At 39.2% G+C, this 13,220-nt stretch carries 14 protein-coding genes, 1 tRNA gene, 2 rRNA genes, 1 other RNA gene and 1 other annotated feature; of the genes, 15 read left to right on the forward strand and 3 right to left on the reverse strand.

All coding sequences use genetic code 11. The features are described from left to right. A 5S ribosomal RNA gene (rrf, locus tag HNQ82_RS14165) occupies positions 1-77 on the forward strand; the annotation flags it as partial. Positions 78-98: 21 nt separating this feature from the next. On the opposite strand, the gene HNQ82_RS14170 is transcribed toward rrf, so the two are convergent. Beyond that, positions 99-800, reverse strand: a complete 702-nt coding sequence (locus HNQ82_RS14170) for a YaaC family protein (RefSeq protein ID WP_183250410.1) — start codon at positions 798-800, stop codon at positions 99-101. Between the two features lie 117 nt (positions 801-917). Between HNQ82_RS14170 and guaB the strand changes: the two genes are divergently transcribed. The 6 genes from guaB (at position 918) to HNQ82_RS14200 (ending at position 7,279) form a co-directional block, all read left to right on the forward strand. After that, on the forward strand, positions 918-2,384 hold the full coding sequence (gene guaB, locus HNQ82_RS14175) for an IMP dehydrogenase (RefSeq protein ID WP_183250412.1): 1,467 nt from the start codon (positions 918-920) through the stop codon (positions 2,382-2,384). Between the two features lie 99 nt (positions 2,385-2,483). Continuing rightward, complete coding sequence (locus tag HNQ82_RS14180) at positions 2,484-3,812, forward strand: D-alanyl-D-alanine carboxypeptidase family protein (RefSeq protein WP_425486273.1); 1,329 nt, start codon at positions 2,484-2,486, stop codon at positions 3,810-3,812. A 212-nt stretch (positions 3,813-4,024) separates the two neighbouring features. Beyond that, the gene (gene pdxS / locus HNQ82_RS14185) at positions 4,025-4,909 is read left to right on the forward strand and encodes a pyridoxal 5'-phosphate synthase lyase subunit PdxS (RefSeq protein ID WP_183250415.1); all 885 of its coding nucleotides are present in this window, start codon (positions 4,025-4,027) and stop codon (positions 4,907-4,909) included. Between the two features lie 18 nt (positions 4,910-4,927). Continuing rightward, complete coding sequence (pdxT, locus tag HNQ82_RS14190) at positions 4,928-5,506, forward strand: pyridoxal 5'-phosphate synthase glutaminase subunit PdxT (protein ID WP_183250417.1); 579 nt, start codon at positions 4,928-4,930, stop codon at positions 5,504-5,506. A 56-nt stretch (positions 5,507-5,562) separates the two neighbouring features. Beyond that, positions 5,563-5,778 (forward strand) — a binding site (T-box leader). Between the two features lie 53 nt (positions 5,779-5,831). Beyond that, entirely contained in the window at positions 5,832-7,106 is a 1,275-nt protein-coding gene (gene serS / locus HNQ82_RS14195) for a serine--tRNA ligase (RefSeq protein ID WP_183250419.1), read from the forward strand. 80 nt (positions 7,107-7,186) lie between these two features. Further along, positions 7,187-7,279, forward strand: a tRNA-Ser gene (locus tag HNQ82_RS14200). A gap of 122 nt (positions 7,280-7,401) precedes the next feature. Here HNQ82_RS14200 and HNQ82_RS14205 read toward each other — a convergent pair. Both HNQ82_RS14205 and HNQ82_RS14210 read right to left on the reverse strand, forming a co-directional pair. Next, positions 7,402-8,070, reverse strand: a complete 669-nt coding sequence (locus tag HNQ82_RS14205; protein WP_183250421.1) for a deoxynucleoside kinase — start codon at positions 8,068-8,070, stop codon at positions 7,402-7,404. Beyond that, complete coding sequence (locus HNQ82_RS14210) at positions 8,067-8,705, reverse strand: deoxynucleoside kinase (protein ID WP_055442058.1); 639 nt, start codon at positions 8,703-8,705, stop codon at positions 8,067-8,069. Before HNQ82_RS14210 ends, HNQ82_RS14205 begins: the two co-directional genes overlap by 4 nt. 135 nt (positions 8,706-8,840) lie before the next feature. Between HNQ82_RS14210 and tadA the strand changes: the two genes are divergently transcribed. From tadA to HNQ82_RS14250, 8 genes are all read left to right on the forward strand, one after another. Next, positions 8,841-9,329 carry a tRNA adenosine(34) deaminase TadA gene (gene tadA / locus HNQ82_RS14215; RefSeq protein WP_183250423.1) on the forward strand — a complete coding sequence of 163 codons (489 nt, stop codon included), beginning with the start codon at positions 8,841-8,843 and terminating at the stop codon, positions 9,327-9,329. A 73-nt stretch (positions 9,330-9,402) separates the two neighbouring features. Continuing rightward, an RNA gene (gene ffs / locus HNQ82_RS14220) (signal recognition particle sRNA large type) lies at positions 9,403-9,667 on the forward strand. A gap of 108 nt (positions 9,668-9,775) precedes the next feature. Continuing rightward, positions 9,776-11,455, forward strand: a complete 1,680-nt coding sequence (gene dnaX, locus HNQ82_RS14225) for a DNA polymerase III subunit gamma/tau (RefSeq protein ID WP_183250425.1) — start codon at positions 9,776-9,778, stop codon at positions 11,453-11,455. 16 nt (positions 11,456-11,471) lie between these two features. After that, positions 11,472-11,795 (forward strand): YbaB/EbfC family nucleoid-associated protein, encoded by a 324-nt coding sequence (locus tag HNQ82_RS14230; RefSeq protein ID WP_021095866.1) that lies wholly within the window; start codon positions 11,472-11,474, stop codon positions 11,793-11,795. Between the two features lie 9 nt (positions 11,796-11,804). Continuing rightward, positions 11,805-12,401: a recombination mediator RecR gene (recR, locus tag HNQ82_RS14235; protein ID WP_055442061.1), complete on the forward strand. Its 597-nt coding sequence runs from the start codon at positions 11,805-11,807 to the stop codon at positions 12,399-12,401. Then, positions 12,401-12,622 carry a YaaL family protein gene (locus HNQ82_RS14240; protein WP_032101915.1) on the forward strand — a complete coding sequence of 74 codons (222 nt, stop codon included), beginning with the start codon at positions 12,401-12,403 and terminating at the stop codon, positions 12,620-12,622. The genes recR and HNQ82_RS14240 overlap by 1 nt, the downstream gene beginning before the upstream one ends. 87 nt (positions 12,623-12,709) lie before the next feature. Next, positions 12,710-12,976 carry a pro-sigmaK processing inhibitor BofA family protein gene (locus HNQ82_RS14245; protein ID WP_183250426.1) on the forward strand — a complete coding sequence of 89 codons (267 nt, stop codon included), beginning with the start codon at positions 12,710-12,712 and terminating at the stop codon, positions 12,974-12,976. A gap of 180 nt (positions 12,977-13,156) precedes the next feature. Next, a 16S ribosomal RNA gene (locus HNQ82_RS14250) occupies positions 13,157-13,220 on the forward strand; the annotation flags it as partial.

Consider the following 13,220-nt stretch of genomic DNA (forward strand, 5'->3'; position numbering starts at 1 on the left):
CGAACACGGAAGTTAAGCTCTCCAGCGCCGATGGTAGTTGGCGGGACACCGCCTGCGAGAGTAGGACGTTGCCGGGCAAATAGAAAGACCAAGACAATTTAGTCTTGGTCTTTTTTGCTGTCTAATAAATAATGATACAAATATAGCGGTATTTTATGTTCAGTTACTTCTAAAAACTGCACAATAAAAGGATATGCATCATTTGAATAACTATGAAGGAGATCGTACCACCATTCCGTTTCATAACGGCAAATCATACTTAAATTGTATAGCAATAAATAATGGACAATGATTTCATGAATACGCTTATTTTGTCCATTTGTTTGTTTAAAATATAGATGAAATAAAGGAGTTAGTTCTTCTATTTGTTCTAACAACTGTTTCATGCAAAATTTTTCCCCATATGCATGTTTCACATGAAACATTTTTTCAGAAAAATAAGTAAACAAACCGTGTTTTTGAATTTTTACTTCGTCTTTAAAAAAATCATAGTTTTGTTTTTTTCTTTTCCTCGTTGATACTCCGTGTGCTAAAACGGTTGAGGATTCAGGATAGTCAGCATGAATCGTTAATAAACATGCTTTAAGAAGTTGAACATTCCCATAAAATAATAAAACAGGTTTAATCGCTAATGGTGCTTGACGGGCTGTGTCATAAAATTTTTTTCCATGCTGTAAGTAGTACATAAATGGATAACAATTATCATAACTTTTCTTTTCTGCATCTTCTCTTCCTTCTCGTTTGTAGCGTTCAAGTAAAAATTGATGTACAAAATTTGATGAATAAAATACTTCCCACATCGTACGCTCTCCTTGTTTAATTGATCGAATTATCTAACATTTTTATGTTTTCTTGACAGAAAAAAGCGAAGTTGATACTCTACTAATTAATATTTCCAAAGTGAGGGGGAAAAAACAATGTGGGAAACGAAATTTGCGAAAGAAGGATTGACGTTTGATGACGTCCTCTTAATTCCAGCGAAGTCAGAAGTGTTGCCTCGCGATGTCGATTTAACGGTTGAGTTAAGTAAAACGTTAAAATTGAACATCCCGATTATTAGCGCGGGAATGGATACAGTAACAGAGGCGGAAATGGCGATTGCGATGGCGCGCCAAGGAGGCTTAGGAATTATTCATAAAAATATGTCAATTGAACAACAAGCAGAACAAGTCGATAAAGTGAAACGGTCAGAAAGCGGGGTAATTACAGATCCATTCTTTTTAACCCCCGAACATCAAGTATATGATGCAGAACATTTAATGAGTAAATATCGTATTTCAGGCGTTCCGATCGTGAATAACACTGAAGAACAAAAACTTGTTGGAATTATTACGAATCGTGATTTGCGCTTTATTCAAGATTACTCAATGAAAATTTCTGATGTGATGACAAAAGAGAACTTGATTACAGCCCCTGTGGGAACGACATTAGTAGAAGCTGAGAAAATTTTACAAAAATACAAAATTGAAAAACTCCCTCTCGTTGACGATCAAGGTGTGTTAAAAGGACTTATTACTATTAAAGATATTGAAAAAGTTATTGAATTCCCAAACGCAGCAAAAGACGACAAAGGACGTCTTCTTGTCGGAGCGGCTGTCGGCGTTACGTCAGATACGATGTTGCGCGTGAAAAAGCTTGTTGAAGCAAATGTTGACGTCATAGTAGTTGACACAGCTCACGGTCACTCAAAAGGAGTGCTTGAAACGGTGCGGAAAATTCGCGACACTTATCCAACATTAAACATTATCGCAGGAAATGTCGCGACAGCAGAGGCGACAAAGGATTTAATTGAAGCAGGAGCAAATATCATTAAAGTCGGTATCGGCCCAGGATCCATTTGTACGACACGGGTTGTCGCAGGTGTTGGCGTGCCTCAAATTACGGCCATTTACGACTGTGCAACAGAAGCGCGAAAATACGGTGTCTCAATCATTGCTGATGGAGGAATTAAATATTCTGGTGACATTGTAAAAGCTTTAGCAGCTGGGGGACATGCGGTTATGCTTGGTAGTCTACTGGCGGGTGTATCTGAAAGCCCAGGAGAAACAGAAATTTATCAAGGTAGACGATTTAAAGTATATCGTGGCATGGGGTCAGTTGGAGCGATGGAAAAAGGAAGTAAAGATCGTTACTTCCAAGAAGATAATAAAAAATTTGTTCCAGAAGGCATTGAAGGACGTGTACCTTATAAAGGACCACTTGCTGATACGATTTATCAACTTGTTGGTGGATTGCGTGCGGGAATGGGCTATTGTGGAACGAAAAACTTAGAAGAATTGCGAGAAAAAACTCAATTTGTACGCATGACGGGAGCAGGATTAAGAGAAAGCCACCCACATGATGTTCAAATTACGAAAGAAGCTCCGAACTACTCGCTCATCTAGTAAACAAATAGATGGAGGTGGAAGATTCCTCTGTCTATTTTTTTTTACAAGAGTATGCTAAAATAACGGTTATGTAAAACAGAGTTGGAGGGTTTGAGCGTGAAAACATGGTACAAGAGCTTCATCATTTCCATTGTAGCAATGTTCTTATTTCTGGTGACGTTACCGCAAAATACGAAGGCGGAAGAAGACGTGCTCAATATTGAAGCCGATGCCGCTATTCTTGTTGAAGCGGAAACGGGAAAAATTTTATATCAAAAAAATATTGATGCGGTTTTAGGAATTGCTAGTATGACAAAAATGATGACGGAATACTTGTTGCTAGAAGCGATTCATGAAGGACGCGTTAAATGGGATCAAGAGTATGCAGTAAGTGAGTATGTATATAAAATTTCCCAAAAGCGAGACTTATCGAACGTTCCGTTGAGAAAGGATGGAAAATATACAGTACGTGAATTGTACGAAGCGATGGCGATTTACTCAGCGAACGGAGCAACAGTTGCAATTGCGGAAATTGTTGGTGGTTCGGAAACGAATTTCGTGAAGATGATGAATGAAAAAGCTAAAGAGTTAGGATTAAAAGATTATAAGTTTGTGAATGCAACCGGACTAAATAACAAAGATTTAGGAGGATTGCACCCAGCAGGGAGCGGAGATAACGAAGAAAATGTGATGTCTGCTCGTGCTGTGGCAACATTAGCATATCATTTATATCACGAGTTCCCAGAAATTTTAGAAACAGCAAGTATTCCTCGAAAGTATTTCCGAGAAGGAACAGATGACCAAATTAAAATGGATAACTGGAACTGGATGCTTCCGGGACTTGTCGCAGCATATGAAGGTGTTGATGGTATTAAAACGGGATATACAGAGTTTGCAGGGTATTGCTTCACCGGTACAGCAGAGCGAAATGGCATGCGTTTTATTACCGTTGTCATGAATGCCAAAACGAACGGAAAAGGTACGCATTTATCCCGTTTTGAACAGACAAGAAAAATGTTAGACTATGCGTTTAGCAACTATACTGTACAACAATTATATCCAAAAGACTATATGACAAAAAAACATAAAACGATCATAGTACAAAAAGGGAAAGAAAAAGAAGTTTCGATTGCAACAAAACAACCATTGTCGCTTGTCATCAAGCGCGGGGAAGAAAAAAAATATAAGCCTGTTGTTGTCATGGAAAAAGAAACGTTAACAGCTCCTGTGAAAAAAGGTCAAAAAGTCGGGTATATGTATGTAAAATATGAAGGAACAGACTACGGGTATTTAACGAAAGAAGGGGAAAAAGCAGCACAAGTTGACATCGTAACAAAACAAGCTGTAGAGAAAGCAAATGGCTTCGTTTTAGCGATGCGCGCCATTGGTGAACTGTTTAGCGACATTTGGCACGGTGCTTCAAACGCAATTAAAGGGTTGTTTTAAAGCTCTCTAAAAAGAGGGCTTTAAAATTTTTATTGTGATTTTTTAAAAAATTGAGTTAAAATAAAAAAATGTAGCTAGTGTTTCTACACTTTTACCTAGTAAAAACGTATGCTAGAATATGGATAGTGTACTGAAGCGATGAATAGTTGTCGTTAAACTTATTTTTCAGTACAATATCACAATAACGATATACATAATGGGAGGAATGAACGGTGGCGGTTACAGGTACAGAACGTGTAAAACGCGGAATGGCGGAAATGCAAAAAGGTGGCGTCATTATGGACGTCGTGAACGCAGAACAAGCAAAAATTGCAGAAGCAGCAGGTGCAGTTGCCGTGATGGCTCTTGAGCGCGTTCCAGCTGATATTCGTGCAGCTGGCGGCGTTGCCCGCATGGCTGATCCGACTGTAATTGAAGAAGTGATGAAGGCAGTATCTATTCCAGTGATGGCGAAAGCGCGTATCGGGCACTATGTGGAAGCGCGCGTGTTAGAGGCGCTCGGCGTAGACTACATTGATGAGAGTGAAGTATTAACGCCAGCAGACGAAGAATTCCATATTGATAAACGTCAATTCACTGTGCCGTTTGTATGTGGTTGCCGTGATTTAGGTGAAGCAGCTCGTCGTATTGCTGAAGGTGCCTCTATGCTTCGTACGAAAGGTGAACCGGGTACAGGTAATATTGTTGAAGCAGTTCGCCATATGCGTAAAGTAAATGCGCAAGTGCGCAAAGTCGTCAGCATGAGCGAAGATGAACTAATGACAGAAGCGAAAAACTTAGGTGCTCCGTTTGAGGTGCTATTAGAGATTAGACGCCTTGGTCGTCTTCCTGTCGTTAACTTTGCAGCTGGCGGTGTCGCGACACCAGCCGATGCGGCGTTGATGATGCATTTAGGAGCTGATGGTGTATTTGTCGGTTCAGGTATTTTCAAATCAGAAAACCCTGAAAAATATGCACGTGCTATCGTAGAGGCGACAACTCATTATGAAGATTACGAATTAATTGCTCACTTATCGAAAGGATTAGGTGGAGCGATGAGAGGGATCGATATTTCTTCGTTGCTTCCTGAACAACGAATGCAAGAACGTGGATGGTAATGTAAAGGAGCAATGAATATGGTGAAAATAGGAGTGCTAGGGTTACAAGGGGCTGTACGTGAACATGTACGTTCAATTGAAGCGTGTGGTGCAGAAGCTGTTGTTGTTAAAAAAGTAGAACAACTTGCAGATATTGACGGCCTCATTATTCCAGGCGGGGAAAGCACTACCATGCGTCGCTTGATGGATAAATACGGATTTATTGAACCGCTGAAGCAATTTGCAAGCGAAGGAAAACCAATGTTTGGAACATGTGCAGGCTTAATCATTTTAGCTAAAAAAATTGTTGGTTATGATGAGCCACACCTTGGTTTAATGGATATTACGGTTGAACGCAACTCGTTTGGTCGTCAACGTGAAAGTTTTGAAGCATCTTTAGCAATTAAAGGTGTTGCTGACGACTTTATTGGTGTGTTTATTCGAGCTCCGCACATTGTATCTGTAGGGCCCGATGTCGATGTCCTCGCGACGTATGAAGGTCGCATTGTCGCGGCAAGACAAGGACAATTTTTAGGATGTTCGTTTCACCCAGAATTAACAGATGACCATCGTATGACGCAATACTTTATCCATATGGTGAAAGAGACAAAGGAATAAACGAGTTGCATTTTGTTTAAACTTATAGTACATTATTTCCAAGAAAATGATATGAAGAAAAAGCGATGACAGGAACTAGTAGCAAGCCCTCTTCCTTTCAGAGAGCCGGTGGTCGGTGTGAATCGGCAGGAATGACTTGTGAATCCATCCTGGAGCGAAATGCTGAACGCGTTAAGTCAGTAGGCATTTCCGGTGAGAACCGTTATATCTCTCGAGTGGAAGACGTATGTCTTCAACTAGGGTGGCAACGCGGGAGCACTCTCGTCCCTTTCTTTCGGGACGAGAGTTTTTTATTTCATTAATCAAAATAAAGGGAGGCATGTTGATGTTAGACTTAAAATTTTTACGTACCCATTTTGAAGAAGTAAAACAAAAGCTTCAACATCGTGGTGAGGATTTAGCGGATTTTGAACGATTTGAGCAACTGGATCGTCGTCGTCGAGAACTAATTGCACAAGCGGAAGAATTAAAAAATAAGCGAAACGATGTGTCGCAACAAATTGCTTTATTAAAGCGCGAAAAAAAAGATGCAGATCATCTCATTGCTGAAATGCGCCAAGTTGGCGATCGTATTAAAGTGCTTGACGATGAATTGCGGGAAGTGGAACAACAGCTTGAAACGTTACTTTTATCGATTCCAAATGTTCCGCATGAATCTGTCCCAATTGGTGAATCAGAAGATGATAATGTAGAAATTCGCAAATGGGGTGAACCGCGTTCATTTTCTTTTGAACCGAAACCGCATTGGGAAATTGCTGATCGACTTGGGATTTTAGACTTTGAACGTGCGGCGAAAGTAACAGGAAGTCGATTTGTATTTTATAAAGGACTTGGGGCGCGCTTAGAACGTGCATTAATTAACTTTATGTTAGATGTACATGTTGAACAACACGGATATGAAGAAGTTTTACCACCGTACATTGTCAATCGAGCGAGCATGACAGGAACGGGACAGCTTCCAAAGTTTGAGGAGGATGCATTTCGTATCGAAAGCGAAGATTACTTTTTAATTCCAACAGCAGAAGTCCCTGTAACAAACTTACATCGTGATGAAATTTTATCAGTAGATGATTTACCGATTAAATATGCCGCTTATAGTGCATGTTTCCGTTCAGAAGCTGGTTCAGCAGGAAGAGATACACGTGGATTAATTCGTCAACATCAGTTCAATAAAGTAGAACTTGTTAAATTCGTCAAACCAGAAGATTCTTATGAGGAACTTGAAAAGCTAACAAATGATGCAGAACGTATTTTGCAACTACTAGGTTTGCCGTATCGTGTGATGAGCATGTGTACCGCCGATTTAGGTTTTACTGCTGCGAAAAAATATGACATTGAAGTATGGTTACCAAGCTATGGCACATACCGAGAAATTTCTTCTTGCAGCAATTTTGAGGCGTTTCAAGCCCGTCGTGCAAATATTCGTTTTCGCCGTGATCCGAAAGCGAAACCAGAACATGTACATACATTAAATGGATCTGGTCTAGCGATTGGAAGAACAGTGGCGGCGATTTTGGAGAATTACCAACAAGAAGATGGAACGGTCGTCATTCCGGAAGTACTTCGGCCGTACATGGGAGGCAAAGAAGTGATTTCATAAGGGGAGAAATTGCTCCCCTTTTTTATATAAAAGGTATTGACATGGGATAATAATGATGATAAATTAATACATGTCGATACGGAGGAGTACCCAAGTCTGGCTGAAGGGGTCGGTCTTGAAAACCGAGAGGCGTCGAAAGGCGCGCGGGGGTTCGAATCCCTCCTCCTCCGCCATCATTTGGATGTTTACAAACCACAGCGCATAAAATGGAGATTGTTTATTGAAATAATTCGTTACAATATGTAACGAATTTTTGTTTTATGTAAAAAATGAGGATGCCTAAACTAGGCATCCTCTATTTTTTTAACTTACGATATTGTTCAATCATATACCCAATTTTTGCGACAATCGGTTCGATTGATTGAGCATTACCAATAATATCATATTCATTAATGTTAATACGCAAAACAGGACAAGCGTTAAAGCTATTAATCCATTTTTCATATCTTTCATACATTTCTTTCCAATATTCAATTGGTGTCTGCTGTTCCATTGGGCGACCGCGTTCACGAATACGTTTAATAATTTCCTCAAAACTTCCTTCCAAATAAATAAGTAAATCAGGATGAGGAAAATATGGTGTCATAACCATCGCTTCAAATAAACTTGTATACGTTTCATAGTCAACTTTCGACATTGTTCCTTTTTCAAAATGCATTTTTGCAAAAATGCCTGTATCTTCATAAATGGAACGATCTTGAACAAATCCTCCTCCGTATTCGAAAATACGTTTTTGTTCTTTAAATCGTTCTGCAAGAAAATAAATTTGAAGATGAAAACTCCAGCGTTTAAAATCGGCATAAAATTTATCTAAATATGGGTTTGTGTCTACTTTTTCAAAAGAAGTACGAAATTGAAGTGCATCAGCTAACGCTTTTGTCATCGTCGATTTTCCTACACCGACCGTTCCAGCAATGGTAATGACAGCATCGCTTGGGATATGGTATTTTTCTCGTAAGTTCATTGTTCTGAGCTCCTTTTAAGAACAGATTGTAGTTCATTTAAAATATAAAATCGATCTTGATCACGATGAACGAAGTCGAGTTCATCGCCGTTAAATCGCAATACAGGAATGTGAGGATGGGCTTGTTCAAATTGTTCCATTGCTTGTTCATAAGCATGAGATAGTTGTTTTAGGTAGTTCGGGTCAATGTTTTTTTCGAATTCGCGACCACGCATAGCAATACGCTCTAACAGCGTGTGTAATGAAGCGTGTAAATAAATGACGACATTTGGTTTTGGCATGTCGTTTGTTAAAATGTCATAAATTCGTACATACTTTTCGTATTGCTTCCCTTTTAACGTTTGCTTAGCGAAGATTAAGTTTTTGAAAATATGATAGTCAGCTACAACCGGTTTCCCATTGTTTAAAAACTTTTTCTCGACATCTTCTAGCTGTTTATAGCGATTACATAGAAAAAACATCTCTGTTTGGAAACTCCATTCTTCGATGTTTTCATAAAATTTACCTAAAAAAGGATTTTCATCAACGATTTCTTTTAATAGTTCATATTGAAAATGGGCTGAGATGACCTTGGCTAATGATGTTTTTCCAACACCAATTGGACCTTCCACAGTAATAAAGGGTACGCGGGACATTGTGTAACCTCCTTCAGGTGAAACCGTCTGTGTAGACAGACAAAATTTATTTTAACATAAAATGATTAGTCTGTATGTTGCTTTTTTGTTTTGATATACTTTTATAGATGATAAAAAGTACGGGAGTTTCAAAAGATGAAAAATGATGAGTACTACATGCATTTAGCAATTGAAGAAGCAAAAAAGGCGGAGGAAATCGGGGAAGTGCCCATTGGAGCCATTATTGTACATCATGATGAAGTCATTGCGCGAGCTCATAATTTGCGCGAACGGGATCAACGGTCGATTGCTCATGCGGAGCTTTTAGCTATTGATGAAGCATGTAAAAAACTAGGGACGTGGCGACTAGAACAAGCAACGTTGTATGTGACGTTAGAACCTTGTGCGATGTGTGCTGGGGCCATTGTTCTTTCTCGCATAAAACGAGTTGTGTTCGGGGCGAGTGACCCAAAAGGAGGGTGTGCTGGAACATTAATGAATTTATTGCAAGAGAAGCGATTTAATCACCAAGCAGAAGTGGTTAGTGGGGTATTAGCTGAACAATGTGGTCGTATGCTAAGTGATTTTTTCCGACGATTGCGTCAACGAAAAAAAGAAGAAAAAAATAGTTTTTATTCCAATTAAATTCCATTGTGTAAACATTGCAATTTATATAAAAAAGAGATATACTTATACTTGCGTTAGAGATAACGCGTTGCCGTGCTAAGCGGGGAGGTAGCGGTGCCCTGTACTCGCAATCCGCTCTAGCGAGGCTGAATTCCTTCTTTAGGCTAGTTTGCTGTAGAGTCTGCCTAGAGTAAGTGGTGTTGACGTTTGGGTCCTGCGCAATGGGAATCCGTGAACCCTGTCAGGTCCGGAAGGAAGCAGCAGTAAGCGGACAATCCCATGTGCCGCAGGGGTGCCTGAACTGAGCTAACTACTCTAGTAACGTTTATGGCAGCTAGTCGACGGAAGGTGCACGGCAATTTACATAGGTAGGATACAAGCACTTGCTTAGACGGCAAGTGCTTTTTTCATGTGTTTTTTAATGATATAATGAATAAGATACGAGCAAAGAGGAGGGCAGTTTCGTGAGTTATAAAGCTTTATATCGTGTTTTTCGACCACAAAGCTTTAAAGATGTTGTCGGTCAAGAACACGTCACAAAAACGTTGCAAAATGCCCTGCTTCAACAAAAGATTTCACATGCATATTTATTTTCAGGTCCACGTGGGACAGGGAAAACAAGTATAGCTAAAATTTTTGCTAAAGCGGTAAACTGCGAGCATCGTCCAACAGCAGAGCCATGCAACGAATGTCCGACTTGTTTAGGCATTATGAACGGTTCAATTTCGGATGTGTTAGAGATTGACGCAGCATCAAATAATGGAGTAGATGAAATTCGTGATATTCGCGATAAGGTGAAATTTGCCCCAACCTCAGCACCGTATAAAGTGTATATTATTGATGAAGTGCATATGTTATCCATTGGGGCGTTTAATGCGTTATTAAAGACATTAGAAGAACCACCGAAACATGTCATTTTCATTTTAGCGACAACAGAGCCACATAAAATTCCGTTAACGATCGTTTCTCGATGTCAGCGTTTTGATTTTCGGCGCATTGAGCTGAAGTCCATCGTTTCGCGTTTAAAAACGGTTGTCGCTGAAGAAGGTATAGATGTAGAGGAAGAAGCATTATTTGCGATTGCACGTGCTGCTGATGGCGGAATGCGTGACGCTTTAAGTTTGCTTGATCAAACCATTTCTTTTAGTGATGATCGGGTTTTGCTTGAAGATGTGTTAGCAGTTACAGGTGCGGTTTCGCAGCGAAAGATTGCTGATTTAATTGGCGCGATGTACGAAAAAAAGACGGTTGAAGCGTTACGTCTTTTTCAAGAGTTAATGGAACAAGGGAAAGATCCGAATCGTCTTGTCGAAGATTTAATTTACTATTATCGTGATATGCTTTTATATAAAGCAGCGCCACAGCTAGAGGATGTGACGCATCGTGTGCTTGTTGATGAGCGATTTCGTGAGCTTTCTAACATGATACCAACATCGCTTATATATGAAGCGATTGATTTGTTAAGTAAAAGTCAACATGATATGCGTCTAACGAATCACCCGCGCGTTCATATGGAAGTGGCAATTGTGAAACTTTGTTACGAAGAGGAGCGCGTGACTAAAAATTTGATTTCTTCGGTGTTAGAGGAGAAGTTGAAACAACTTGAAGAAGAATTAAGAAAACTAAAAGAAACCGGTGTGAAGCCCTCTGCTCCAGAAACAAGTGAATCGGTGAAAAAAACAGGAAAAAGTATTCGTACAGACTATAAAATACCGATAGGGCGCATTCATGAAGTACTTCGCCAAGCAACGCATCAACATTTGTCTCTTGTTAAAGGGAATTGGGGACATGTGCTCGAGTTGTTGAAAAAGCAAAATAAAGTGTCCCATGCGGCATTATTGCAAGAAAGTGAGCCTGTAGCAGCAAGTAGCACAGCTTTTGTGTTAAAATTTAAATATGAAATTCATTGTAAGATGGTTGCTGATAATAGTAACTATGTTAAAGACAACTTAGAGCAAGTATTACTTGAGTTGACAGGAAAGAAGCTTGACACGATTCCTGTTCCTGAAAGCGAATGGTTTCAAATCCGCGGACAGTTCATTCGTCAACAAACAAATGAGGGTGAACAACACGAACAGGAAGATCCGTTTATTTCCGAAGCGAAAAAATGGTTTGGTGACAATTTAGTCGAAATTAAAGAGTAATGGAGGAATGATGAATATGATGCGTGGAATGGGCAATATGCAAAAAATGATGAAACAAATGCAAAAAATGCAAAAAGATATGGAGAAAGCACAGGCAGAATTAGCGGAAAAAACAGTTGAAGGTACAGCAGGAGGCGGAATGGTGACGGTTATTGCTAACGGTCATAAGCAAATTTTAGAAGTGAAAATTAAAGAGGAAGTTGTCGATCCAGAAGATATCGACATGTTGCAAGATTTAGTGCTTGCTGCAACAAACGATGCGTTAAAAAAGGTAGATGAATTAACAGCAGAAACAATGGGACAGTTTACAAAAGGATTGAACATACCAGGGTTATTCTAGGGGGTTCGTATGTATTATCCAGAGCCAATATCGAAGTTAATCGACAGTTTTATGAAATTGCCAGGCATCGGTCCGAAAACGGCCGTCCGTCTGGCGTTTTTTGTGCTAAACATGAAAGAAGACATAGTACTGGATTTCGCGAAAGCGCTTGTAAATGCGAAAAGAAATTTAACATATTGTTCATCATGTGGTCATATTACCGATAAAGACCCTTGTTATATTTGTGAAGACGACAAACGAGATCGTTCGATTATTTGCGTTGTTCAAGATCCGAAAGACGTTATCGCTATGGAAAAAATGAAGGAATATAATGGGTTGTACCATGTGTTACATGGAGCGATTTCTCCTATGGAAGGAATCGGTCCAGAGGATATTAAAATTGCTGAATTGCTTAGACGTCTTCAAGATGAAACGGTTCAAGAAGTCATTTTAGCAACGAATCCAAATATTGAAGGTGAAGCAACAGCCATGTATATTTCACGGTTGTTGAAGCCAACAGGTGTTAAAATTACGCGCATTGCTCATGGATTGCCGGTTGGTGGTGATTTAGAATATGCGGATGAAGTGACGTTATCGAAAGCTCTTGAAGGAAGAAGGGAATTGTAGTGTTTTGGAAGAAAAAAGGGTGGTTACGCAAACAATTTAATGATCAGCTTATTGAACGTTTGCAAAGTTATCGTGATGATTGGATGGGAAAGAAGCAATTAATAGAAAAAAGTGTTGAGCCGTCTGAAAAAGTTATATTTGACTTAAAAATTGCCGAGGCAAAATACTTATTTCTCCTTCGAGAAGCGAAGAAAAGAAAAGTTTCGATCGGGAAGGGATAATACACCTTCCCTTTTTATATAGGCTTGTCATACCGAAAAGAGATGAACATATATTTAAAAATAAAAAAGATTGAAGGAGAGAAAAATATGAATGAAACAGTCGTCATTGTGTCGATCGTGAGTCTTATTGTTATTATTTTGCTTATTGGTATTCCGATACGCTTGACTCGATTTATTGGGGAAGGAATCGCTCGTCTAGTGATTGGGGCTTTATTTATTTTTTTAATTAATGTTGTTGGTGATGTATTAAATATTCATTTACCGATTAATTTGTTTACAGTAACGGTTACTGGGTTTCTAGGTATTCCTGGTATTATATCACTTATTTTTATTCAACAATATGTCATTTCATAAACGGACATATCCGTTTATTTTTTTGTTGACGAATATATACATTCATGATATATTAATAAATGTCGTTGTTGATAATAAAAAGGTGTTGACAAGTGATTATTTTTATGGTACTATTATTCACGTCTTTGTTGTTCTTTGAAAACTGAACAAAACAGCAGCGTAAAAGCTAAGGATAACTTTTCTATGGAGAGTTTGATCCTGGCTCAGGACGAACGCTGGCGGCGTGCCTAATACATGCAAGTCG

The sequence above is a fragment of the Anoxybacillus tengchongensis genome (assembly GCF_014201585.1).
Classification (GTDB): domain Bacteria; phylum Bacillota; class Bacilli; order Bacillales; family Anoxybacillaceae; genus Anoxybacillus; species Anoxybacillus tengchongensis.